The organism is Pseudoselenomonas ruminantium (assembly GCF_900113715.1).
GTDB classification, from domain to species: domain Bacteria; phylum Bacillota; class Negativicutes; order Selenomonadales; family Selenomonadaceae; genus Selenomonas_A; species Selenomonas_A caprae.
Genome location: NZ_FOQK01000003.1, coordinates 119,855 through 144,804, shown reverse-complemented (window position 1 = coordinate 144,804; position 24,950 = coordinate 119,855). Strand labels below are relative to the sequence as shown.

At 56.0% G+C, this 24,950-nt stretch carries 18 protein-coding genes; 14 read left to right on the top strand and 4 right to left on the bottom strand.

Annotated elements, in window-relative coordinates:
• Positions 1-45: 45 nt before the first annotated feature.
• The 6 genes from glgB (at position 46) to BM181_RS02685 (ending at position 10,725) form a co-directional block, all read left to right on the top strand.
• A complete protein-coding gene (glgB, locus tag BM181_RS02710; protein WP_075442227.1) occupies positions 46-2,505 on the top strand; it encodes a 1,4-alpha-glucan branching protein GlgB in 2,460 nt (819 codons plus the stop codon).
• Positions 2,506-2,518: 13 nt separating this feature from the next.
• Positions 2,519-3,955: a glycogen synthase GlgA gene (gene glgA / locus BM181_RS02705; RefSeq protein WP_075442225.1), complete on the top strand. Its 1,437-nt coding sequence runs from the start codon at positions 2,519-2,521 to the stop codon at positions 3,953-3,955.
• An 81-nt stretch (positions 3,956-4,036) separates the two neighbouring features.
• On the top strand, positions 4,037-7,495 hold the full coding sequence (gene malQ, locus BM181_RS02700) for a 4-alpha-glucanotransferase (protein WP_075442223.1): 3,459 nt from the start codon (positions 4,037-4,039) through the stop codon (positions 7,493-7,495).
• 160 nt (positions 7,496-7,655) lie between these two features.
• A complete protein-coding gene (locus tag BM181_RS02695; protein ID WP_075442221.1) occupies positions 7,656-8,345 on the top strand; it encodes a DUF2225 domain-containing protein in 690 nt (229 codons plus the stop codon).
• Between the two features lie 5 nt (positions 8,346-8,350).
• Entirely contained in the window at positions 8,351-9,043 is a 693-nt protein-coding gene (locus tag BM181_RS02690; protein WP_075442219.1) for a hypothetical protein, read from the top strand.
• A 71-nt stretch (positions 9,044-9,114) separates the two neighbouring features.
• Entirely contained in the window at positions 9,115-10,725 is a 1,611-nt protein-coding gene (locus BM181_RS02685; RefSeq protein WP_143092092.1) for a DUF4127 family protein, read from the top strand.
• 53 nt (positions 10,726-10,778) lie between these two features.
• Here the strand turns inward: BM181_RS02685 and BM181_RS15225 are convergent, their stop codons facing one another.
• From BM181_RS15225 to serC, 3 genes are all read right to left on the bottom strand, one after another.
• Positions 10,779-10,931: a hypothetical protein gene (locus BM181_RS15225; protein ID WP_173370936.1), complete on the bottom strand. Its 153-nt coding sequence runs from the start codon at positions 10,929-10,931 to the stop codon at positions 10,779-10,781.
• Positions 10,932-11,067: 136 nt separating this feature from the next.
• Positions 11,068-11,811, bottom strand: coding sequence for a DeoR/GlpR family DNA-binding transcription regulator (locus tag BM181_RS02680; protein ID WP_082336123.1), 744 nt, complete (start codon positions 11,809-11,811; stop codon positions 11,068-11,070).
• 124 nt (positions 11,812-11,935) lie between these two features.
• Positions 11,936-13,027 carry a 3-phosphoserine/phosphohydroxythreonine transaminase gene (serC, locus tag BM181_RS02675; protein ID WP_075442213.1) on the bottom strand — a complete coding sequence of 364 codons (1,092 nt, stop codon included), beginning with the start codon at positions 13,025-13,027 and terminating at the stop codon, positions 11,936-11,938.
• A gap of 514 nt (positions 13,028-13,541) precedes the next feature.
• Between serC and serA the strand changes: the two genes are divergently transcribed.
• Positions 13,542-15,125 (top strand): phosphoglycerate dehydrogenase, encoded by a 1,584-nt coding sequence (gene serA, locus BM181_RS02670; protein ID WP_075442211.1) that lies wholly within the window; start codon positions 13,542-13,544, stop codon positions 15,123-15,125.
• 73 nt (positions 15,126-15,198) lie between these two features.
• Here the strand turns inward: serA and BM181_RS02665 are convergent, their stop codons facing one another.
• Positions 15,199-17,307 (bottom strand): cyclic nucleotide-binding domain-containing protein, encoded by a 2,109-nt coding sequence (locus BM181_RS02665; RefSeq protein WP_075442209.1) that lies wholly within the window; start codon positions 17,305-17,307, stop codon positions 15,199-15,201.
• Between the two features lie 214 nt (positions 17,308-17,521).
• Between BM181_RS02665 and BM181_RS02660 the strand changes: the two genes are divergently transcribed.
• The 7 genes from BM181_RS02660 to BM181_RS02630 all read left to right on the top strand — a co-directional run bounded on the left by BM181_RS02660 (position 17,522) and on the right by BM181_RS02630 (position 24,837).
• Entirely contained in the window at positions 17,522-17,875 is a 354-nt protein-coding gene (locus tag BM181_RS02660) for a hypothetical protein (RefSeq protein WP_143092089.1), read from the top strand.
• 124 nt (positions 17,876-17,999) lie between these two features.
• Positions 18,000-18,560: a ComEA family DNA-binding protein gene (locus BM181_RS02655; protein ID WP_075442205.1), complete on the top strand. Its 561-nt coding sequence runs from the start codon at positions 18,000-18,002 to the stop codon at positions 18,558-18,560.
• A gap of 31 nt (positions 18,561-18,591) precedes the next feature.
• Entirely contained in the window at positions 18,592-20,997 is a 2,406-nt protein-coding gene (locus BM181_RS02650) for a DNA internalization-related competence protein ComEC/Rec2 (RefSeq protein ID WP_075442203.1), read from the top strand.
• A gap of 185 nt (positions 20,998-21,182) precedes the next feature.
• Positions 21,183-21,611, top strand: a complete 429-nt coding sequence (locus tag BM181_RS02645; RefSeq protein WP_075442201.1) for an ATP-binding protein — start codon at positions 21,183-21,185, stop codon at positions 21,609-21,611.
• A 25-nt stretch (positions 21,612-21,636) separates the two neighbouring features.
• Positions 21,637-21,936: an STAS domain-containing protein gene (locus BM181_RS02640; RefSeq protein ID WP_075442199.1), complete on the top strand. Its 300-nt coding sequence runs from the start codon at positions 21,637-21,639 to the stop codon at positions 21,934-21,936.
• A gap of 97 nt (positions 21,937-22,033) precedes the next feature.
• Positions 22,034-22,225: a hypothetical protein gene (locus BM181_RS02635; RefSeq protein ID WP_075442197.1), complete on the top strand. Its 192-nt coding sequence runs from the start codon at positions 22,034-22,036 to the stop codon at positions 22,223-22,225.
• Between the two features lie 17 nt (positions 22,226-22,242).
• On the top strand, positions 22,243-24,837 hold the full coding sequence (locus BM181_RS02630) for a 3'-5' exonuclease (protein ID WP_075442196.1): 2,595 nt from the start codon (positions 22,243-22,245) through the stop codon (positions 24,835-24,837).
• Positions 24,838-24,950 lie beyond the last annotated feature (113 nt).

The following is a 24,950-nucleotide window of genomic DNA, read 5'->3' as shown; positions in this document are numbered from 1 at the left end:
GGGGTCCCGCCTGGAATCTACGGTTATCTATAAGGGGGATTATTTTTGAAGACTTCAGATATTAGTGAATTTGACCGATACCTGTTCCATCAGGGGACGAATTATCATGCCTATGAGATGCTGGGCGCCCATTTCGTGGAGGAAAACGGCAAAAAAGGTGTCCGCTTTGCCGTATGGGCACCGCATGCGAAATCCATCAGTGTCGTCGGTGATTTCAATGCTTGGGATGACCGCGTCAATACGATGAACCGTCTTGAGGATGGGGAAATCTGGTCGGTGTTCATCGAAAACGTCCAGGAGGGCGCTGTCTACAAGTATGCCATCGAACCGCAGTGGGGCGGCCCGCGCATCATGAAGGCTGACCCGTATGGGTTCTATGCGGAAAAGAAACCGGAGACGGCATCGCGCGTCTACGATATGAGCCACTATGACTGGCAGGATGGCGATTGGCTGGAGAAGAAGCGCAAGGAGTCCTCGTATGGACGTCCCATGCTGACTTATGAGGTCCATGCAGGTTCCTGGCGCCGCAATGGTGAGGGCGAGTATCTCTCGTATCGCGAGCTTGCGGATCAGCTCATCAGCTATGCCAAGGAAATGAACTATACGCATATCGAGTTCATGCCGCTCTGTGAGCATCCCTTCGATGGCTCCTGGGGCTACCAGGCCACGGGCTATTTCGCTGTGACGAGCCGCTATGGCGAGCCGGATGATTTCCGCTATCTCGTCGACAAGGCCCACCAGAATGGCATCGCCGTCATCATGGACTGGGTGCCGGGCCATTTCTGCAAGGATGAGCAGGGACTGCGCCACTTCGATGGACAGACGCTCTACGAGTCGGACAACGAGCAGCGTGCCGAGAACTGGGAGTGGGGCACGACGAACTTCGATTATGGCCGCACGGAGGTACAGAGCTTCTTGATCTCCAATGCGATGTTCTGGTTCGAGGAGTTCCATATCGACGGCCTGCGCATCGACGCTGTCGCCAATATGCTGTACCTGAACTACGGGCGCAAGGAAGGCGAATGGCAGCCGAACAAATACGGCGATACGGGCAACCTCGAGGCCATGGATTTCCTGCGCAAGCTCAATGAGGCTATCTTCCAGTATCATCCGCAGGCACTCATGATCGCCGAGGAGTCGACGGCCTGGCCGCTGATCTCCAAGCCGGTCTACATGGGGGGCATGGGCTTCAACTACAAGTGGAACATGGGCTGGATGAACGACATGCTCAAGTATATGAGCCTTGATCCCATCTATCGCAAGTGGAATCATGACAAGGTCACCTTCTCGTTCATGTATGCGTTCTCCGAGAACTTCGTCCTGCCGCTGTCGCATGATGAGGTCGTGCATGGCAAGTGCTCGCTGATCAGCAAGATGCCGGGCGACTACTGGCAGAAATTTGCTGGTTTGCGTACCTTCTTCGGCTACTGGATGGCTCATCCGGGCAAGAAGCTCCTGTTCATGGGCGGTGAGTTTGGCCAGTTCATCGAGTGGAATTACGATGACAGCCTTGACTGGCATCTGGTCGAGCAGTACGATATGCATACGAAGATGCAGGCGTATTCGAAGGCTCTCAACAAGTTCTATTGCGATAACAAAGCTTTCTGGCAGGTCGATTTCGATTGGAATGGTTTCCAGTGGATCGACTGCAACGACAACGAGAACAGCATCGTCTCGTTCGTCCGCAAGGCTGAGGACAGCAATGACTTCATCATCGCTGTCTGCAATTTCACGCCGGAAGTCCGTCAGAACTATCGCATCGGCGTGCCGTCGAAGGGTCATTACGTCGAGGTGTTCAATTCGGATGACGAGGCCTTCGGTGGCAGCGGTGTACTCAACAATGGCGAGATCATCAGCCAGGATGTGCCATGGCATAACCGTGAGCAGTCCATCACGATCACGGTGCCGCCGCTGGCTACGGTATATCTGCGTCTCAAAGGGCAGTCTGGTGCAGGAACGTCTTTTCCTGAGGCTTCGGCGGAAGTAGATGCCAGAGGCCATGAGGAAAGTGATTCTGCCAGCAAGGCAGAAGCCGCCGAAGTCAAGAAGACGTCCGTGAAGAAGACGGCAGCGAAGAAGACTGCGACGAAGACTGCAGCGAAGAAAACAACGGCGAAAGCTGCTGCGAAACCAGCTGCGAAGAAAACGGCCGCGAAGGCTGAGGCAGAGGCCACGGCCAAAAAGACAACGGCCAAGGCGAAGACGACCGCTAAGAAGACGGCAGTGAAAGCTGAGACGAAGACGGCGGCGAAGAAGACCGCGGCCAAGGCAGAGCCGAAAACGACAGCCAAGAAGGCAACAGCCAAGGCGGCGACGAAAACGACAGCAGCCAAGAAAACTGCTGCGAAAAAAACGGCAGCGGCTGAGAAGGAAGCAGAGAAGCCCGCTGTAAAGAAGACGACGACCCGCAAGACAGCGGCCACGAAGACGTCTGCGGCTAAGAAAACGACAAAGTCCACAACCACGAAGACCACGGCAAAGAAAAAAGCTGCTGGCAATGACTAAGGAGGAAATGGGAATGAAAGTTCTTTATGTTGCATCTGAAGCAGTACCATTTGCGAAGACCGGAGGCCTGGCTGATGTAGCAGGAACGCTGCCGCAGGCACTGAAAGAAGAAGGGGTGGAGGTCCGTGTGGTCATGCCGAAATACGGCAAGATCGCACCTGAGATCCGCAATGCCATGGAGCATATCTACGATGGCGAACTGAGTGTGGCCTGGCGTCAGAAATATATCGGTCTGGACAAGTATGAAAAGGACGGCATCACCTATTACTTTGTGGACAATCAGGAATACTTCGACCGCGAGGGTTTCTATGGCTATGATGATGATGCAGAGCGGTTTTCATTCTTCTGCCGTGCCGTGCTGAGTCTGCTGCCTATCGTCGATTTCTGGCCGGATGTCATCCATACGAATGACTGGCATGCTGGCATGGTGAACGTCCTGCTGAAGCTCGAGCATATGGACGATGAGCGCTACCGCAAAATCCGTACGCTCTATACGATCCACAACCTCAAGTATCAGGGTGTTTTCCCGAAGGAGATCATGAGCGATGTCCTGGGACTAGACTGGAAGTATTTCAACAATGGCGATTTGGAATTTTACGATGCCGTAAACTTCATGAAGGGCGGCATCATCTATGCAGACTATATTTCCACAGTCAGCAGGACGTATGCGCAGGAAATCCAGTACGATTACTTCGGCGAGAATCTTGATGGACTGCTGCGCAGCCGCCGTGATTCGCTGTATGGCATCGTGAATGGCATTGACTACAATATCTACAATCCTGCTACTGATAAAAACCTGTTTGAGACTTACGATGTGGACAGCCGTGACCGCAAAGCCGACAACAAAACCGAGCTTCAGAACTTCCTGGGCTTGCCGATGAGCCGCCGTACGCCTATGGTTGCCCTGATTTCCCGCCTCGTTGAGGCCAAGGGCCTGGATCTTATCGTGCGCATGATGGATGAGATCCTGCAGCATGAAAACATCCAGCTGGTCATCCTCGGAACGGGCGACAAGGAGTACGAAGAGTGGTTCAAGGGACTGGAATGGCGCTTCCCGACGAAGGTCAAAGCCAATATCCGTTTCTCGAATGAGCTGGCACAACGCATCTATGCGGCAGCGGACATTTTCCTCATGCCCTCGAACTATGAGCCATGCGGCATTGGCCAGCTGATCGCCATGCGCTATGGTGCTATTCCTGTAGTCCGCGAGACTGGCGGCCTCAAGGATACAGTCCAGCAGTACGATAAGTATACCAACGAGGGCAATGGCTTCGTATTCTGTGATTACAATGCGCACGAGATGATGTATGCGTTGAAGCGTGCACTCAGTGCTTATGAGAATTTTGAAGAATGGCAGCATATCGTAGAGAATGCCATGAATACCGATTATAGTTGGAAGAACTCTGCCAAGGAATACAAGGCACTGTATAACAGGCTGTTGGCAGAATAAGCAAAATACATGGGGCGGCAAGGATCTTTGCCGCCTTTTATGCAAGCGGGACTGAGTACGAGAAGAGAAGGAGGAGATTTTATGCTGGATAGAAGTGAGGTCGAGCATAACTCCCAGAATATCTATTTCCGCTCGCCGATTGGTGCGGCGGAAGCCGGCACAAAAGTCCGGCTGGGGATACGGTTGAAGACCAAACAGGAAATCCGTCATGTTCTCTTGCGGCTCTGGCATGATAAATCGGGCGAGAAGCTCGTGAATCTGACGACGAAGGATGATAGCGACAGTGCGGAGAAGTTCTACTGTGCCGACATGGAGATGCCGGAAAAGGGCTGCCTGCTATGGTATTACTTCATCATCACGACAGCGCAGGGCACGACTTACTATGGCAACAATCCGGAGCAATGGGGCGGACTGGGTAATGTCTACGACCATGTACCGCCATCGTTCCAGATCACGGTCTACAACCAGGGCGCCAAGACGCCGGACTGGTTCAAGCACAGCGTCATGTATCAGATATTCCCCGACCGGTTCTGCCGCAAGGGCGACAAGCTGATACAGAAGAAGGGGGCAGTCTATCATGCGGACTGGTCAGACGATCCTTGCTATTATAAGGACCCCGATACGAAGGAAATCGTGGCGTATGATTTCTTTGGCGGCAACTTGCAGGGCATTAAGGAAAAACTTGGCTATCTGAAGGAATTAGGCATATCGGTCATCTACCTGAATCCTGTCTTTGAGTCGGAAAGCAATCATCATTATGATACGGGCGATTATCATAAAATAGACCCCATATTGGGAACCAATGAAGATTTCCGCGAACTCATTGAGGCGGCCAAGGCACAAGGCATCCGTATCATCATTGATGGTGTGTTCAGTCACACGGGCAGCAACAGCCGTTACTTCAATCGTGCGGGCCAATATGATACGGTGGGCGCATTCCAGTCCAAGGAGTCGCCATATTACGAGTGGTATAATTTCCGCAATTTCCCCTATGAATACGACAGCTGGTGGAATTTCAATACGCTGCCGAACGTTACGGAGACAACGCCTTCGTATATGGATTTCATCATTTCAGCGCCGGATAGTGTCCTGCATCATTGGCTAAATGAAGGTGTTGCCGGCTGGCGGCTGGATGTGATCGACGAGCTGCCGGAGCCCTTCTCGCAGTCTTTTTTTGCGGAACTCAAGAAAAGCAATCCCGAGGCTGTCATGATCGGCGAGGTCTGGGAAGATGCTTCGCATAAGATTGCCTATGGTGTGCCGCGCGAGTATCTTTGCGGGCAGGAAATGGATTCGGCGATGAACTATCCGTTCCGCACCATCCTGTTCGATTTCCTCAAGGGGCATGTCGACGGCCAGACAGCGCAACGGCGTTTCGAGAGCCTGCGGGAGAATTATCCGCGTGAGAATTTTTACGCGATGATGAACCTGATCGGCAGCCATGATGTCCAGCGCGCCATCACGTTGCTCGGCGATGCGGCCTATTATGATGGCATGCCGGCTGTGGAGCAGTCACGGGCGCGGCTGGACAAGGAGCAGTACAACCTCGGTGCTGCACGGCTCATGATGGCGGCGCTGTGGCAGATGACGTATCCTGGTGTGCCCTGTATATATTATGGTGATGAGATCGGCATGCAGGGATTCAAAGATCCGTATAACCGCCGGCCATATCCCTGGGATGGCGGCGACCTTTACCTGCGCGAGTGGTATAAGAAAATCATCGCTCTGCGCAACAAGCATACGGTCTTGCAGACTGGCAGCCTGCTGCCGCTTAGCGCTGATGGCGATACGATCGCTTATGCGCGTGTCATCCGTGGCGGCGAGGATGTCTTTGGCGCTGAGGCTGAGGACGGAGCGTTTTTGGTCGCTTTCAATCGGAGCCGCAGTGAGAGCCGGATGGTTTATATGGATGTCAGCGATTTTGCTGATGGTTGTTTCGTTGATGCTTTGGGCAGTGGCAAAGAGTATCCAGTCGTCCGCGGCCAGGTCGAAGTCAAATTGGCGCCGCTGACCGGCATATTGCTGGAGCACAAACGGCAGCCACGCAAGTATCCGCGGCAGGCAGGCATCCTGCTGCATCCGACTTCGCTGCCGTCGAAATACGGCATTGGCGATCTCGGCAAGGAAGCACAGCGCTTCATTGACTTCCTCAAGCAGTCCGGGCAGCATGTCTGGCAGATCCTGCCCCTTGGTCCCACGGACAATGTCGGCTACTCGCCGTACCAGTCCTCGTCGGCCTTTGCAGGCAATCCGATGCTCATCGATATCGAGGAGCTTTTGGCGCATAAGTGGCTGACAGCGGCAGAAGCGCGCGTTCCGTATGTGAGCAATTCGTCGTTCATCGACTTCGAGTGGGTCTATAATTTCAAGAACAAATGCCTCAAGAAGGCCTGGACGAAGTTCAAGGCCGAGGCGGAGAGCAATGGCGAGTATCTGGCGTTCTGTGAGCGCGAGGCGTACTGGCTGGAGGACTTCGCCTTGTTCCAGGCGGCTAAGAAGGAATTCAAGGGCGTCGAGTGGACCAAGTGGCCGGAGGCAGTCAAGAAGCATGAGAAGAAGGCGCTCAAGGAGCTGTCGAAGCGGCTGGCAGATGCTATCGGCTTGGTCAAGTTCGAGCAGTTCGTGTTTGCCCAGCAGTGGCAGCGCCTGCATGAATACGCCAAACAGCAGGGCATCCAGATCATGGGCGATATGCCGATCTTCCTGGCGGGAGACAGTGCTGATGTCTGGGCTAACCAGCATCTCTTTGACCTGAATCCCGATGGCACGGCCCATACCGTGGCTGGCGTACCGCCCGATTACTTCAGCGCGACCGGCCAGCTCTGGGGCAATCCCCAGTATGATTGGACGGCCATGAAGGAAGAGAAGTATGGCTGGTGGAAGCGGCGCTTCCGCAAGCTGTTCGAGCTCGTGGACATCGTCCGCATCGATCACTTCCGGGGCTTCGAGTCTTACTGGGAGGTCGACGGCAAGGCGGACACGGCCATCAACGGCCATTGGGTCAAGGGGCCGGGCAAGCCGTTCTTTGATGAGATCCGCAAGGATCTGGGCGGGCAGATGCCCATCGTAGCCGAGGACCTCGGCATCATCACCGATGAAGTCGGACAGCTGCGCGATGCTTGCGGCTTCCCCGGCATGAAAGTGCTGCATTTCACGCTGCACTTCAATGCACAGGGGCGCCTGGGCTGCGTGACCCCAGAAAACAGTATCGTCTATACAGGTACGCATGACAACAATACGACAATCGGCTGGTACAAGCAGGACATCGACGATACGATGCGGGCAGCGGTGGCTGGCATGCTGCATGCCAAGGCCGACCGTCCGGACAGCATCGCGCGCAAGCTCATCGAGTTTGCCTATGCGGCTGATGCCCGGCTGGCCATGATTCCCATGCAGGATATCCTGCAGCTGGATGAACGCAGCCGGATGAATATCCCGGGTACTGTGGGCCTTAACTGGAAATGGCGGCTCAAATCGGATTATCTCCTGACGGCTGATGCTGATGAGTTGGCAAGACTTTGCCGGAAATATGGACGCTGAGTGGCAGCGACAGGATAGAAGGAGCCTTTCCCGCAGAGGGAAAGGCTCTTCTCAGTCAATTCTAAGCTGGGAAAGCGCAGCTTTCATTTATTTTTCCGGGATAATGTGGTATCCTAGATATATTGTCTAAGGGAATCCAATGGAAGAAGAGGGAGAAATCATGGGTGAATTTACTTTTGTTGTTGAGAAGACGTGCCCGATCTGTGGGGAATCGACGCGGGTTGTCAAGACGAAGTCCAAATTGATGATGGAGAAGATGGATGAAGATTTCTGCATGCATTACAAAGACTTCAATCCGTATTTCTATAAAATCTGGTTTTGTGAGCATTGCGGCTATGCAGCCGATGAGAAGACCTTCTTAGGGACTATGCCGGCACTGCACAAACGCAAGATCGAAGAATTCCTGTCGAAGCGCACCTTGGGGATGCAGTTCGTCGAGGAGCGTCAGGTTCCCGATGCCGTGGCTTCGTTCAAGCTGGCCATTTTCTATGCGGAGCTTACCGATCAGCCGCTGGCCAAGCGCGCAGGCCTTTATCTCGAGCTGGGCTGGATCTACCGCGATGCTGAGGAGCCGGAGAAGGAAATGGAGATGCTCCAGCGCGCAGCGGAGCTCTATGACCGCTCGCTGATGACGGAGCGCTACCCGATCAATGGTATGACCGATACGATGGCGATGTATCTGATCGGAGCCATCTACTATCGCATGAATGATTACGAGAAAGCGACGCAGTATATTTCTCGCATCATCGGCGACCAGAATATCCGCAATACGGATAACAAGATGTACAAACGTGCTCAGGATCTCTGGCAGACGATCCGTGAGAACAAGGGGACAAGTGCGGAGGCGTAAGCAAGATGATAGATTTACCAGCTGGTTGGCAGGAACAGATACAGAATATCGACTGGTCAAGGGTGCAGCAGGCGGTCAAGGATTACGGGCCGGCGCTGAAGGTCATCCAGCAGACCTGGTCCAAGGAATCGCTGCTGGAAATCAGCCAGGGAAAACTGTTCGTGCCGGACGATGTGATCAACGAGGCACTGGCCAAGCGCATCCCCGCGGAGGGGCATGTGAAGGCAGTGACGGTCAAATCACATGCCAATGGCCGGCTGGACATCACGGCAGACACGGACGCAAAAGTGGGGCGGATCGAGCTTTCGGGCGAGATCAAGGAATTTGTTCACGAAGGCGATACCTCGTATATGGTTTATCGTGTGCGCGAGCGCAATCTGCCGTCGCAGGGGCTCATGTCCTGGGTCTTTTCCCGCATATCGCTGTCTATGGCGGAGCGCATGCTGGGCCATATCGAGATTTCAGATGACCTGCCCTTGGAAATCCATGGCAACACCGTCCGGGTGGATTACAGCAAGGTACTCGCGGAGTCAGACTTTGGCCAGACGCAGTATCAGGGGCATCGGCTCATCGATATGATCGAAATCCGGAATGCCTCTCCGAAGGAAGGCGGTGTGGAGTTCCAGACGAAACTCAACATTCCCGATGAGGTGAAGGATGCGTTGGTGGGACTGGTCAAAAGCAGGACGGCAGAATGAGCCGGCAAGGTATTGAAGGGAGCGGTTTTTTGAAACGGCGTATATTGGCACTGGTACTGGTGCTGGGCGTGATGGTCATGGCATTGCCGATGGCTTCCGCACGCCATAAGCAGAATGTGGTGCCCAGGATTATCTACGTACCCCATGACAATCGGCCGATATCGAATCAGCAGACGGCTGAAGTGGTGCAGAAACTGGGCTATGAGGTGATTGTTCCGCCGGACAAGCTATTGGGCAACCGGCAGGATCTCGGCCATCCCGATGAGTTGTGGGCTTGGCTGAAGGAGAATGCCCGGGATGCGGATGCAGCGGTTGTTTCGTCGGATTCGCTGATCTATGGCAGCCTTGTCGGCTCACGCAAGCACAGCTATACCAAGGAACAGATCCTGGCCCGCACCGAGAACTTCAAGTCATTTCGCAAGGAGAATCCCAAGCTGCCGCTCTATGTGTTTGGTTCGATTATGCGCACGCCGCGTTCGGGCGCGGCATCCGGCCATGAAGAGCCTGAATACTATCGCAGTTATGGCGCGGATATCTTCCGCTATACCGTGCTCAAGGACAAGGAAGAGGTTGAAGGGCTGACCCGCCGGGAGACGAAGGAAGCAGCCTTCCTGGAGGAGCTCATTCCGCGCAAGCATATGCAGGACTGGCTGGGACGCCGTGACAAGAACTATTCGGCCAATCAGCAGCTCATCAAGCTGACCCGCGGCAAGCTGTTCAACTATCTGGTGCTGGGCCGCGATGACAATGCGCCGTATTCGCGGACGCATATGGAGAGCCGCCATCTTGATGAAGAGGGCAAGGATCTGGGCAAGACGGAGTTTCAGACGATGGCCGGCATCGACGAGATGGGCATGCTGCTGATGTCCCGTGCTGTCAATAACCTGCGCAAGGATGTGCCGTTTGTGTACGTCCGCTACAATTGGGGCCGTGGTCCCGCGACGGTGCCTGCTTACTCAGATGAGCGGATCAGCGCGTCGGTGAGCTCGGCCATCACGGCGGGCGGCGGCATGCCGGTGACGAGCCCTGCGAATGCCGATCTGGTACTGACGGTCAACACGAATCCGAATGGCAAGACCTATGAGGCCAATGATCGTGCCAATGACGGGCGTCCGCGCGAGGGCACTGCATACTTTGCCGATATCGTCCAGGAATACGTCGGCAAGGGATATCCAGTGGGTATTGCCGATATCGCTTACGCCAACGGCGCTGACAATGCGCTGATGGAGGAGCTCAAGAAACGCGGCCTGCTCTTCAAGATTAAGGCGTATTCGGGATGGAACACGCCGACCAACAGCTCGGGCTTTGTGATCGGCGCAGGCATGCTCACGAAATACATGAAGGATGCCGATGTCGATGAGCTGCTGCTCACGCGGTATCTGGACGATTGGGGCTATCAGGCGAATGTGCGCAATATCGTGGCGCGCCAGCTGACCTGGCTGCGCGGCGATGGCTTCTATGGCTCCCTCGACGCCAAGCGCGAGGCGGTAGGCCTGCGGTCGACCCGCTTGATGGAGCAGTTCGTGCAGGAGAACCTGCCCCCGTTCAAGAGCCTCGAGGACATCAACGTCACGTTCCCCTGGAACCGCATGTTCGAGTCGGACATCCAGCGCGGTGAGCGCAAGGATTTCCGCTACTTCATGAATACGGCGGCAGAAAAGACGAAAAAAACAGCAAAATAAAGAAAGACCTCACTTCAAGCGAAGTGAGGTCTTATTTATTGTCGGCAACCGGATCAGTTGTTGGTTTCATCAGCGTTATGAGCAACTTTTGCACATACCGTTGCAATACGGTCCAGGAAATCGTATTCCATCGAGCTTTCTTCCCAAGCTTCACGGAACTCCCAGCTGTTGAGTTTTTGGCCAAGGACCTTTGCTAAATCCTGCATGTCTATACCTCCTGTGTCAATAATTTCTGAGCAAGTATTAGTACCAACTCACAAGATGATATTATAGCACCTTTAGGTATATTTGCAAGTAATTTTTACTGATGATGGATATAAAGATTTTTTATGCAGCAGCGCATCAGACCGGATAGACATGGATGCCGCTGTTGTTGAGCAGCGTGAGCGACTGGCTGTCGGCGTCGCCATCGGTGTAGACGGCACTGACGCGTTCGAGGGGCAGCAGGGAGACGACACCTGTCGTCTGGAATTTGCTGGACTCGGTCAGGACGATGACCTGATTGGCGCTGTTGGCCATGGTGCGGGCCGCTTCGGCACGCATGATGTCGTTGGACATGAAGCCGTGCTCATTGAGTCCGTCTGTGCCAACGAAGAATTTGTTGACCGAAAAATCCCTGACACAGGTCTGGATCATCGGGCCGATCATGACTTGCGACTCATTCTGATATTCGCCGCCCAGAAGGATGATATGGGCATTGGGCTGTTTGCGGACATAGTCGGCGATGAAAGCCGAGTTGGTGATGATGGTGACATCACGGCGGTTGGTGGCCAGCTCTTCGGCAAGCAGTGCGCAGCAGCCGCCGGACTCAATCATGACCGTCTCGCCGTTGTGGATGCTCTCAGCGGCCCGCTGGGCAATCTGGCGTTTGCGCTCATAGTTGAAGGAGAGATGGTTGGCGATGTCATCGCTGGCCGTCATGGCCGCATAGCCGTGCTCGCGGCGCAGCAGACCTTTGCGCTCAAGGAGATTGAGATCTTTGCGGATGGTCACTTCGGAGACATCCAGTGCCTGGGCAAGCTCCGTGACAGCAACGCGTTTCTTTTGGTTTACAAGATTGAGTAAGTGTGTGTGTCGCATGTGCATGTTATCAATTCCTATCTGTGACATTCTAATTCTTGTTGTCCATGTCAATTATAGCACAGGCATAGACACGGGAAAAGACGTCACTGTTATCGGTGACGTCTTTTCCCTATAAATATTTATGCTGTCAGGCGTTGGCCTTGCGGAACTTTTCCATGAACTCGGCGAGGCGGAGGGCACCTTCATACGGCATAGCGTTGTAGATGGAGGCGCGCATGCCGCCGACACTGCGATGGCCTTTGACGCCGCTGAGCTGATGCTCGAGGGCTTCAGCGACGAATTTCTTCTCAAGCTCTTCGCTCGGCAGGCGGAAGGTGACGTTCATGAAGGAACGGCTGTCCTTGTCGGCATGGCCGCGGTAGAAGCCGTCCGAATTATCGATGGCATCGTAGACGACCTTGGCCTTCTTCTGGTTGCGTTTCTCCATCTCGGCAAGACCGCCGTTGGCCTTGATCCAGGCAGCGACTTTGCCGACCATGTAGATGCAGAAAGCTGGCGGCGTGTTATAGAGCGAATCCTTTTCGAGGAACGTGCTGTAACGCAGCATCGTCGGCAGCGTCTGCGGGCTCTTGGCTAAGAGCTCTTTCTTGGCGACGACGAGGACGACACCAGCCGGGCCGAGGTTTTTCTGCACGCCGGCGTAGATGAAGTCGAACTTCTGGAAGTCTACCGGGCGCGAGAGCATGTCGGAGGACATGTCGGCAAAGAGAGGCACGCCGTGGGTATCCGGCACATAGTGGTACTCGGTACCATAGATCGTGTTGTTATAGCAGAGATGGACATAGGCCGCCTCAGGATTGATCGTGAGCTCGTCCTGGGTCGGGATATGACGGAAGTCGACTGCCTTGGAAGAGGCGGCAACCTCGCCCACACCCAAGAGTTCCGCCTCTTTGTAGGCTTTGGTCGCGAAGCTGCCGGAGAGGACGTAGCTGCCTGGGTGCTCTTTGGTAGCGAAGTTCAGCGGAATCATCGCGAACTGCTGGCTGGCGCCGCCCTGGCAGAACAGGACTTCATAGTCGTCACCAAGCCCCATGAGCTCCTTGATGTCAGCTTTGGCCTGCTGGTGGACTTCAGCGTACTGCTTGGCACGGTGGCTGATCTCGAGGATGGACATGCCACTATGGTTGAAATTCAGGAACTCGGCCTGAGCCTCCTTGAGTACCTCGAGCGGCAGCGTTGCCGGACCCGGGTTGAAATTGTATACGCGGTCTGCTTCCATGGGATAACCTCCTATAACAAATCATCATGCTGTTTTTTTGACAGATTTACAAAAACGGAGCGTCCATGCAATGTGGACATATAGCGTTTTGTTATATTTTAACGCGGAAATTTATGAAAAGCAAGCATGAAAATAAATATTGTTTTTCTGAAAAACACACTTGACGGTGAGAGATGGAGAGGCTATAATACGGTTATGCACAGAAGAATAGGCACGTGATAACGCGAGGAAGAGGAAGCAGCAGGGACTAACCGCCAAGAGAGCTGACGGCTGGTGCGAGTCAGAGGGAGAACCTGTTGTTCCACCTTGGAGCGGCTGGCGATGAGTCAGACGGGACGCCCGATACAGCGGCAATGAGAGATATATGCGTATATCACTTGGGTGGCACCACGGAACTTTCAGCTTCGTCCCAATCGGGACGGAGCTTTTTCTATTCTTGAAAGGTTTTTGTTCTGTCTGTGTAGAATTCTATGAGGAAAGTATTTTCCCGAAAGATATTGGAGGAGCGATGAACATGAAGGTTTTGGCTGCAGATGGTATTTCCCCGAAAGGTATTGAGCTTTTACAGAAAGAATTCGAAGTCGATGTCAAAGACAAGATTTCGGCAGAAGAACTGCTCGAAATCATTCCGGCGTATGATGCACTGATGGTGCGCTCGGCATCCAAGGTGACGGCAGAAGTCATCGAGCGGGCCAAGAACCTCAAGATCATCGGCCGCGCCGGTGTCGGCGTCGATAACATCGATATCCCGGCCGCTACGGCCAAGGGCATCATTGTTATCAATTCGCCGGGCGGCAACACGATTGCGGCGACGGAGCACACGATGGCAATGATGCTCGCGATGTCGCGCAATATCCCCGTTGCCAACGAGACGATGCAGAAGGGCGAGTGGAATCGCAAGAAGTATGTCGGCGTTGAGCTGCGGGGCAAGACCCTCGGCGTCATCGGCATGGGCCGCATCGGTGCAGGCGTAGCCAAGCGTGCGATGGCCTTTGATATGAAGGTCATCGCCTATGACCCCTATATCAATGAGGAGCGAGCCAAGGCACTCGGCGTGACGATCGGGACCTTTGAGGATGTCATCACGCAGTCGGATTTCATCACGGTTCATATGCCGCTGACGCCGGATACCAAGGGCATGATCGGCATGGAGCAGATGAAGAAGATGAAACAGGGCGTGCGTCTGGTGAACTGCGCACGCGGCGGCATCATCGTCGAGGAGGACCTGGCCGAGGCTGTCAAGCAGGGCATCGTGGCCGGCGCGGCCATCGACGTCTACACCAGCGAGCCGGTCGGTGCTGACCATCCGCTGGTCGGCGTACCGGGCATCGTGCTGACGCCGCATCTTGGCGCATCGACGGTCGAGGCGCAGATCGGCGTTTCGCTCGATGTCTCCGAGGGTATCCTGGCCGCTCTCAAGGGCGAGCCGGTAGCGACGGCCGTCAACATGGCGCCGGTATCGCCGCAGGTCATGAAGGTCATCTCGCCGTATCTGACTCTGGCTGAGCGCCTCGGCGGCACGGTCGTGTCGCTGGCTGACGGCCCGGTGGAGAAGGTCGAGGTCATCTACAACGGCGAGATCACCGAGGTCAATACGGGCCTTCTGACGACGGCTGTCGTCAAGGGGATGCTCAACCCCATCATGGAAAACGAGGTCAACTACGTCAATGCACCGGGTCTGGCCAAAGAGCGTGGCATCAAGGTCACCGAGGTCAAGGAGAAGGAAGTCGAGGACTTCACGAATCTCATCACGGTCAAGGCACAGGTCGCTGGCAAGGAGCTTTCGGTACAGGGCACGCTGTTCGGCAGCGAGGGCCGCATCGTCCGCATCAACAAGTTCCGCGTCGACGTCGATCCCCATGCGCGCATCCTCGTCTGCCCGCATATCAATCGCCCAGGCGTCATCGGCACGATCGGTTCCTTGCTCGGCAATAACGGCATCAATATTTCGGCCATGCAGGTCGGCAAGACCGAAATCGAAGGCACGAGCCTTATGGTGCTGACGGTCGATAATGATATCCCGGCAGCTGTCATGGAAGTCATCAAGGGCATGGATGGCATCTCCGATGCAAGACTCGTCAACTTCTACGCAATCTAAGCGATCAGTATAATAGGAAATAAAAAGGCAGCCGCCTGAGAGTTTTTTCTCAGGCGGCTGCCTTTTGCTGTCATCAGAGATTGACGAATTTGATCTCGCCCAGGAGCTCGGCGGGGACAGCATCCGGATTCATGCGCTGGATCTTGCGCAGGATCAGGTCAAGGTTATGGGTGCGGGTGTTGTGGGCAACGTTCCAGCGGTCCATGAGAGGCTGATACTGCGGGCTGTGGCCGCGTTCTGCGCGGAATCGCTGCGAGAATGTGCAGTATTTGAACAGAATCTCGCGGGCGATTTTGTTGAGCTTGGGCATGCCGTAGGCCTCGCTCTGGATATATTTCTCGTAATCAGCGACGAAGACGGTCTTATAGTCGTTGCGCGCCTTCTGCAGGGTGAGCTTGATGCGTTCCTTGATATCGCTGGAGAGATAGCCGTTCTTGCGGTAGAACTGGAGATAATTCATGTACTCCGAAGTAAGTGACGGCTCGGAGATATCGGCGTAGCGCACGCCCTGGATGCGGCGGCACATTTCCCAACGGAACAGGGCACACATATGGACGATCGTGGCGTCGAGATCCTCGGAGTGGAAGATCGACAGCATCATATGGGCTGGCGTCACGCGCCGCATGCCTTCGATTTCCTGCCACATGAGGCCGCGGCTGCCGAAATTCGGCATCAGGATGACATAGGGGCGTACCTCGGCGTTGTAGACGAAGTGCGGAATCTTGAACTCGGAGAACGAGGTCAGCGTCGGGCGGTAGAAGCAGCCGAAGTCGACAGCAAGGACCTTGTCGAAGGCCGCACGCACCAGTGTCGGCGAAGCGATGCTCTTCTCGAGAGGCCGCACGACATCCTGGGCGTTGAATACCGGGACGAAGGAAGCCAGGCGCCCGTAGGTGGCCTTGTTGGCTGACGTGAACATGTTGCGGATCTCAAAGCTGACCATGGCCCGGTTGTCGACCAGGAGCTCATCGGCCTGCTGCTGGGTCAGGACGCCCGTCCGGACATCCTCGCGCAGCGATTCGGGCCAGTCGTTGTCGAATTCATTCTTGGAGGGGACGGCCTCGCCCTGGTAGATTTTCTGCAGCCAATCGTAGAGGCAGAGGATCTGGCCTTCGGGGTCATTTTCCCAGCCTACAGCCGTGCGGTAGAGATACTCGGTGTTGGCGGCACCCGCCAGCGTCTCGTCGACGAAGCCGAAGAGAAAGAACATGCGGACCTCGGCCGGAATCAGCGAGGTCTCCATGCTCTTGAAGAACGCAGCCTCGTAGACCCGATAGAAGCCATCGGCGATGCTCATGCGCAGGCGGCGCATCTCGTCGGACTTGGCCCAGCGGTCTTCAACCTCGGTGTAGGTCTTGATGTCCTTGCGGAAGGCATCGGCAATGTCGGTGTCGACCCCGGAGAAGGCCAGGATCATATCCAGTGCATTGTGGATCAGCGGAGCGGCGTCGGAGTCGCTCCGGGCATTCGTGTCGACACGCGATTTCACTGCGTAGAAGGCCTCGGTGAAAGGCTTGGCGATCAGCTTGGTATTGTTGATGAAACTGAGCATATCCTCAAGCTGTCCGCAGATCTTCCGCTCGATGCTGGCGGCACGCATCACAGTGGCGAGGCAGAAGGTCGTGTCGAGCGGATAGAACTCCTTCTCCAGCAGCGCGCGCCGGTCGCAGAAGGCCCGGCAGAGGTCGGCTTCCCAGCCTGCTGTGGTTCCTGCCGGCTCAGGTGCCGCCAGTGCTGAGATGAAGACGAAGTTCTCAGGCTGCTGCTGGAGCTGCACGCACATGAATTGATATTCGTTGTAATTATATTTGATGTCTTTGCAAAGCTCAGCCGCTGAATCGGCAGCCGACGACAGCGCGTTGAGCATTTTCACAGCAGCCTCCATGCTGGCCGCTGCGATGACTGGTGCGATGGCCGGTGTGCCAGTGACGGCCTCGACGATGTCGTCCTCGCTCTCGTAATCGAGGACAATCAGCGTCGACTCCTCGCGGGCGATATAATCGAAGCGGTATGTCTCAGCTGGTGCATACGCTGGCCCGACAATCGACCCGCTGCCCAGGTTGACTTCCACATCATCGCCGTCGGTCAGGGTCAGTGCGCCGGCCAGCAGGATTTCCAACGTGCTGACGCTATCGCCTTTTTTATGTAATACTTGTCCCTTGCTTAGCTTGATCTTTTCCATCAAGTAAACCTCCCCAAATCAATGATTCCCTACTCTTTGTATGATATATTCTTTCTTATTTTACTGCATATTGTCCCTGGCTGGCAAGGTCATTCTTGCACGGTTATGAGAAAAGTCATATTATTCAATTAACAGTATTACATGTATACATGCATACAAATTGCATTCAATGTAAATGTATGATATGATATATCCACGTTAGGGGGAATGATGTATGTTTACTCAAGACATGTACGTTACGAGAATAAAGTTCATAGCGCTGAGCCAGCTGCGTCAGATCATGGATGCGGTCAAGGAGACTCCGGCCGGCTATCGTAAGGATACTGCTGAGTATTTGTCGGCTATGTATTACATCATCAACACCATGACGCAGGAACGGCTCAATGAGGTAGTCAATACCGTGCACGACAGCTATGTAGAAGCTGGCATGGATGATGACGGCTACGTGGCTGATTCTTTGATGACCATCGCTTTGGCCCAGTATCAGAATGAGCTCGGTGAGCGCAACGTTTACGATATGGGCTGGGACCGCCTCGTGGAGGACTTCTTCCGCACGGCGATTGCCTGAGCGCACCGATCTAGCCAACAACTTATCATAATATATTGCGAGGAAACTCCTGTCTGCGGGCAGGAGTTTTTTCATTGGCAGAGAAGTAGAAGGAGGATTGGAAGACAAAGGGAGGGGATGTGCATTGCCGATGTACAAGAAGTCCATGTTCATCCTGCTGGTGTTGCTGCTGGCGGCAGCCGGCGGGACGATGTATGGTGTGCATATGCAGGAGCAGGCTGTGGCCTTGGATGCGGCAGAGGTGCAGGAAGAGACAGATGCGAAGGCCGCAATTACGGTATATGTGACCGGTGCTGTGAGCAGGCCCGGGGTCGTGACGCTCCGCGAAGGCGCACGTGCTGCTGAGGCAGTCAATGCCTGCGGCGGGCTGCTGCCGACTGCAGACCAGGAGCGCGTCAATATGGCGCAGCCCCTGCAGGACGGCCAGCAGCTGCGCGTGCCCGAAAAGAAGGCTGGTGACGGGAAAACTGCCGCCGGCAGCCAAGACGGAAATGGCTGCGTCAACATCAACACGGCCGATGAAAAGGAGCTCGATTCGCTGCCGGGGGTCGGCCCAGCCATGGCCAAGCGCATCATCGAATATCGCGAGACCCAGGGACGCTTTGAACGCATCGAAGACATCAAGAAGGTCCGGGGGATCGGTGAGGCGAAGTTCGCGAAGATGAAGGACAAGCTCTGTATCTGAGACAGGCGTGCGGGGAAAGGCGTGAGGCACGATGGAAACGGGTCAGCAGCAGCAGCCGTTCCTGGCAGGCTGCCTGGTCATGCTCTGTGCGGGGATGGCACTGGCGAAGTTTTGCGGCTGGCAGGCTGGGAGCTGGGGCATGGCTGCCCTGCTGGCAGCAGCGGGGGCCAGTGGCATCCTGATATGGCGCAGCAGCCGCTGGAGCTGGCTGGCGTTGCTGCTGGCGGCTTTCCTGTTGGGCTGGGTGCGGTTTGATGCGGCCAGGACACTGCCAGAGAACGATATCGTTCATCTGGCGGGGCAGGAGGTCAAAGTCACAGGGACGTTGCGGGAGGAGCCGCGGGTCACGGAAGATCTGACCGGCCAGCGGAAAGTCAGGTATGCCCTTGACGTGTCAAAAGCCAGGCTTGCTGGTGATGAACAGATCCGCTCAGGAGGCTTGTATGTCTATGCGCGTGTGGCTGAAGGGGAAGTGCCAGCGGCACAGGTGGGCGACAGGCTTACGGCTGTGGGGAAGATAAAGGCGCCGCATGGCTATCGCAATCCAGGACAGCTGGATACGCGGGGACTGCTGCGGGCGCAGGGAATCACAGCCTCGCTGGCTGCGGGCAAGCGGGGCGTGACGATCGAGCCCCAGGCTGGCTATGCCTTTGCCCGGTGGATCACTGGTGTCCGGGAGCATTATCGGGCGGCGATGTCTGCGGTCATGCCCCGTGAGGATGCAGCGGCAATCTTTGCCTTGCTGTTTGGGGGCTATGAGGGCATCCGTCCGGAGCTGCTGGAGGATTTCACGACGGCAGGCATCGTCCACATCCTGTCGGTGTCGGGATCGCATATCAGCCTGCTGGCTGCGGTCATGGCTTGGCTGGGGACGCTTTTCCGGCTGCCGCGGCAGGCGACGGCTGTGCTGGTCATCGGCGTGATCATCATTTACAGCATCCTGGCGGGCTGTGTGCCGCCGGTGATACGTTCGGCTATCATGGGCGGACTGGCGTTTCTGGCCTTGTCACTGGAGCGGGAAAAGGCAGCCGGCCGCATTCTCGTGCTCACAGGGCTGGTGATGCTGGTGGTATCGCCGCTGCTGCTGTTCCATATCAGCTTCCAGCTCTCGTTCCTGGCGACGGCCGGGCTCTTGTACCTGGCACCGGCCATCCGTGGCTGGCTGCTGCAGAGGGGATGGCCGGAGTTCCTGGCCGGGAGCTTTGCCATCACGATAGCGGCCCAGGCGGCGGCCTTGCCTATCCTGGCGTGGTATTTCAATCAGTTGTCGCTGGCGGCGCTTTTGGCCAATCTCCTCGTGGTGCCCATCTTGGAGTGGATGATCGTGGCGGCGCTGCTGGCGGGGCTCGTGGCTTTTTTCCTGCCGCTGGCCGGCAAGCTGGTCTTTGCGGGCGACAGCCTGCTGCTGGGGGCTGTTGCAGAGCTGACGCGCGGCATTGCCCATCTGCCTGCCAGTCAGGTATGGGTGCCATCGCTGGGGGCTTTCTGGAGCGGCCTTTATTACAGCGGGCTGGTCTTCTGCTTGCTGCCTCTGGAGCTGCGGCAGCGATGGCAGGCGGCGCTACTCCGCCAGAAACAGCTGCTGGTTGTCCTGCTGGCAGCTGTCTGCCTGTTGGCCGGCTGGCGGTATATGCAGCCAGCGGAGATGACCGTGCATTTCATCGACGTGGGGCAGGGCGATGCGTGTCTCGTGATAACGCCGGGACATCACGCCTTCATGATCGATACGGGCGGCACGCGCGATGGGGCATTTGACGTGGGTGCACGAGTGGATATCCCTTACCTGTGGCACTACGGTGTCCGCAAGCTCGATTACATCTTCCTGACGCATGCGCATGAAGACCATGCCGCTGGTGCGGGAGCAATCGTCAGGAAACTGCCGGTGGGCAAAGTCGTCACGGCCAGCGAAGGGGCTGCAGCCTATCGCAGGAGCTTGCAGCTTCCGGCGGTGCCGCCAGTCACGCTGGCAGAAGCTGAGGAAGGGGCCAGCTTCTGCATCGATGGTGTGAAGCTCGAGGTCATCTTCGCACCCAAGCAGCTCGATGCAAAAGGCCGGGCTGGCAACGAGGCTTCCAACGTCTATCGGGTCAGCTATGGCAAGGCCAGCTTCCTGTTCACTGGCGACTTGGTGACCGAGAATGAAACAAAGCTGCTGGCCCAGGGGAAGAAAGTCAGAAGCACGGTGCTCAAGGTCGGGCATCATGGCTCAGACACGTCCACGTCGGAGGCTTTCCTCCAGGCCGTTGCACCTAAGTGGGGGGTATTCTGCGTGGGCGCGGATAACAGCTTCGGCCATCCCCGCCCTGAAGTCGTCAAGCGGCTGGAAACGGCAGGGGTCACGATCTACCGCACAGACAAAGATGGGGCGGTGGTATTCCATACCGACGGCGAAAAAATGCGGGTAGAGGCCTACGGAGCAGGGGAGTTTGCGGAATAGGGAAGCGTCAAGCAGGAAAATGGCACCTTCTCACAGAAATCTATTCAGGAAAGTGCTTGCAGACGGGAGGCTCCGGAGGCAGCGAGAAATTTTCCGGCCGTGCAGGCTGTCCGCTTGAGGGCAGCGGCAATGGCTGATATCACGATGCTGGCCATAGTGTATAAGGGAAAGGGGGGTGAGCCGGCATGAAGCAGGAGGAGATTGTCCTCGATGCGGATATACAGAATCTTGCCAGGCTCAATGATTGGCTGGATGCGTTCATGGCTTTGGCTGCAATCTCGTCAAGGGAGCGGAGCCAGCTGGAGGTGGCGGTGGAAGAGATCTTCGTCAATATCGCCAGTTATGCCTATGCACCGCAGACCGGACAGGTCGTGGTCGCGGGCAAAGTCACAGAGGATCCGGCGGCAATCGAGCTTATTTTCATGGATGCAGGCCGGCCCTTCGATCCGTTGGCCCGTGATGATCCAGCGACGGATGTGGATCTGAAGGACCGGGAAATCGGTGGCTGGGGGATATTTTTAGTCAAGAAGATCATGGACGAGGTCAGCTATCGGCGGGAAGATGGAAAGAATATCCTTGCTTTGCGCAAGACGCTTTTGCCGCAGGAATCATAGCAGGCTGAGAAGGGAGCAATCGATCATGGAAATCAAGAAAGAAAAAAACGGGACGGAATTGACGCTGGCGCTGGCAGGACGGCTGGATGCGGCGACAGCACCGGAACTTGATGCCTGTGTCAAGCAGGAGATTGCCGGCATCACGGCACTCACACTGGATTTTTCGGCACTGGAATACATCGCTTCGGCAGGGCTGCGCGTGCTGCTGGTGGCAGAGAAGCTCATGCGCAAGCAGGGCAAGATGACGCTGGTTCATGTGAATCCCAATGTGCGGGAAGTGCTGGATATGACGGGATTCCTCCAGTTCCTGAACGTCGAGGAATAAGGATAGGCAGAAAGTCCTAGACTTCCTGACGGGAGGGAAAATACGCATAGGGGACGAATATATTATTGTAGAGTATGACTAGCTGGAGGATGACAATATGATGCAAGCAGAAGAATTCAAAGCGCAGGCAATGGCTGCCGGAGTGTCCGAGGCGGCCGTGGATATGGAGATTGCGATGCACGATAAATTTGTCCGCATGGGCATGCAGCCGGCTTCGTATGAGGAAATGCTAGCCGCGATACGCAAGAAGTCCTGTGTGGAGGTGTTTGAGTCATCCCTGAACGCTTGAGTGATGGGGGCTGCGAAATGGAGGAAGACTTTTCGGAATTGAATGAGCAGCAGCGGCAGGCAGTGGAAGAACTGTCTGCCAATATTTTGCTGCTCGCTCCGGCGGGGACGGGCAAGACGAATACCCTGGCCTGCCGGATCGCCAACATCTTGGCCAAGGAGAAGGCACTGCCGGAGGAAATCCTCTGCCTGACCTTCACGAACAAGGCCTGCCGCGAGATGCGGGAGCGTGTGGAGGCGCGGGCTGGCGAGGCTGGCAGCCGCGTGGTCGTGCGCACCTTCCATGGGTTCTGCTACGATGTCATCAAGACCGAGGCCAAGCGGCACTCAGACCTGTTTGCTGATTTCACGATCTTTGATGAGACGGACTGCCGGGGGCTGCTCAAGGATATCCTCGCGGCGGAGTGGCCGCTTATGGCCGTGCAGAACCTGGTCGCCCAGCTGAAGGAGAAGCGGGCGGCCTATGGGTATTATTCGGAGGATGCGGCGGAGGACTACCGGCGGACGCTCGCGCAGCTCATCCAGAGGGAGGCTGGGGCGGTCAAGGCGCTGGCTGTCGATGATTCGTACCATTATTATGCGCGGCTGTTCAGCGGCTGGCAGGACTGGGGGCCGTCGCTTACGGCTGAGTACGACCAGCGGCTGCATGGCCTGCATGGTCTGGACTTCACGGATCTCATCGTCAATGCGGGGCAGCTGCTGGCCCAGGAGGCGGTGGCTGTCAAATGGGCGCGCCGCTTTTCGTATATCAATATCGATGAGGTGCAGGACACCAGTGAACTGGAATATGGAATCATCGCGAGCATCTTTGGCAGCAGCCGTCTGCTGCTATGCGGCGACTACTTCCAGACCATCTACGAATGGCGCGGGTCACATCCGGAGCAGGTATTGCGCAGCTACCAGCAGGAATATCACCCGCGCCGTATTGTGCTGCACGAGAACTACCGATCGACGCAGGTGCTCCTGAATGCTTCGTTTGCGAGTTTGCAGGCATTGTTCCCCGAGCGTGTGTCGGCGCTTTACCCCGATGGCTTGCAGGCTGTGAGCCAAGAGCATGGGGAAAAGATAGTTTTCAAGGGTGTCATGGATATGGCAGAGGAGGCGCAGTGGATCTACTATGCTATCCAGCAGCTGCCTGTGCAGGACTATGCGCGCGTCTGCATCCTGACGCGCAGCAACCGCTACAACAAAGACCTGTCGGCGTATTTCCGCTCACTGGGCCGGCTGCAGCCTGAGAATCAGCGCCTGCCCTTCATGCTCATCGATGAGATGAAATTCTTCCGGCGGCAGGAGGTCAAGGATGTGCTGGCCTTCCTGCGCCTGATTGCCAACAAGCACGATGTGTCGAGCCTGGTGCGCATCCTCAACCGCTTCGGGGAGGGAATCGGCCCGGCGACCATCCGCAAGCTGTCGTCTGCGGAGTACCGCCGGGCGGGCATCCGGCTCACGGATTTCATCGATCCGTTTGCCCGGCGCGATGGCGATCCTTTCCAGCTGCTGCAGGATGCGCTGGCGCAGGAAAACATCGTTGTCTTTGATGTCGAGGCGACGGGCGTGGACACGACGCGCGATGAGATCATCCAGATTGCTGGCATACGGCTGGGAAAAGATGGCAGCATCAAGCAGGAATTCCAGCGCGTATTGCGGCCGACGCGCCGCGTGGGCGACTCGGTGCGCGTGCATAAGATGAGCGACGAATGGCTGGCACAGCATGGGCAGGATCCCGCGCAGGTGCTCCAGGAGTTCTGCGAGTTTGCCGCAGGTTCTGTTATCGTCGGACATAACGTGACGTATGACCTGCGCATCCTGGGCAGCCACTTGGCACGGCTGGGACTGCCGCAGCTTTCGTACATCTGCTATTACGATACGTTGGATATCTTCCGCCGGTTCTATCCGAACCTGCCGAACCACAAGCTGGAGTTTCTGGGAGATTACTGCAAGGTCAGCCATAAATCTTCCCATGATGCGCTCGATGATATCAAGGCAACGGCGGAGATCCTCATGTTTGCGCTGCAGAGGGATATCGGGCCGCAGAGCGCGCAGCGCCGCGAGTATTTTGCCGTCTGGCAGGAAAAGTTCGCCGGTCTGGCAGGACTTATCGATTCCTTCCGGCAGCGGGCCGGGGATATGCGTCCCTGGCAGCTTCTCGGCAAGATCGTCGTTGAGGCTGGCATCAGCGAGTATTATACACAGCACAAGGAGTATCAGCGCGTGGAGAACCTGCGGGATCTTTTCCGGCAGGCGCGCGACCTCGATGATGAATCGATCCGCCCGCTGGATGCCATCGAGCGCTTCCTGCGCTTCACGACGCTTTCGAACACCGAGCTTGACGCGCTGACGAAGAAGCCCCAGATCCCCATCATCACGGTGCATCAGGCCAAGGGCTCTGAGTTTGATTATGTGTTCCTAGCGGGGATGCAGGCGGGGACGTTCCCGGGATTCCAGGCGGAGAAATCGGGCAAGCTCGCAGAGGAGGAGCGGCTTTTCTACGTGGCGATAACGCGTGCCCGCAAGCAGCTATTCGTGTCCTGGTGCCAGCAGCGGTATGGACATTACGTGCATCAGAGCCCGTTCCTGGCGACGATCCCGCGCCAATATGTGCAGAACATGTAAGCTGTGCGGCAGATGTTACGTTTGCAGCTGCCTGCCAGCTGCTGGTGATGGCAAATTGTCACAAAAGTGTTTCTTATGCAAATCTATGTACATTTTAAACGAAATATAGTATA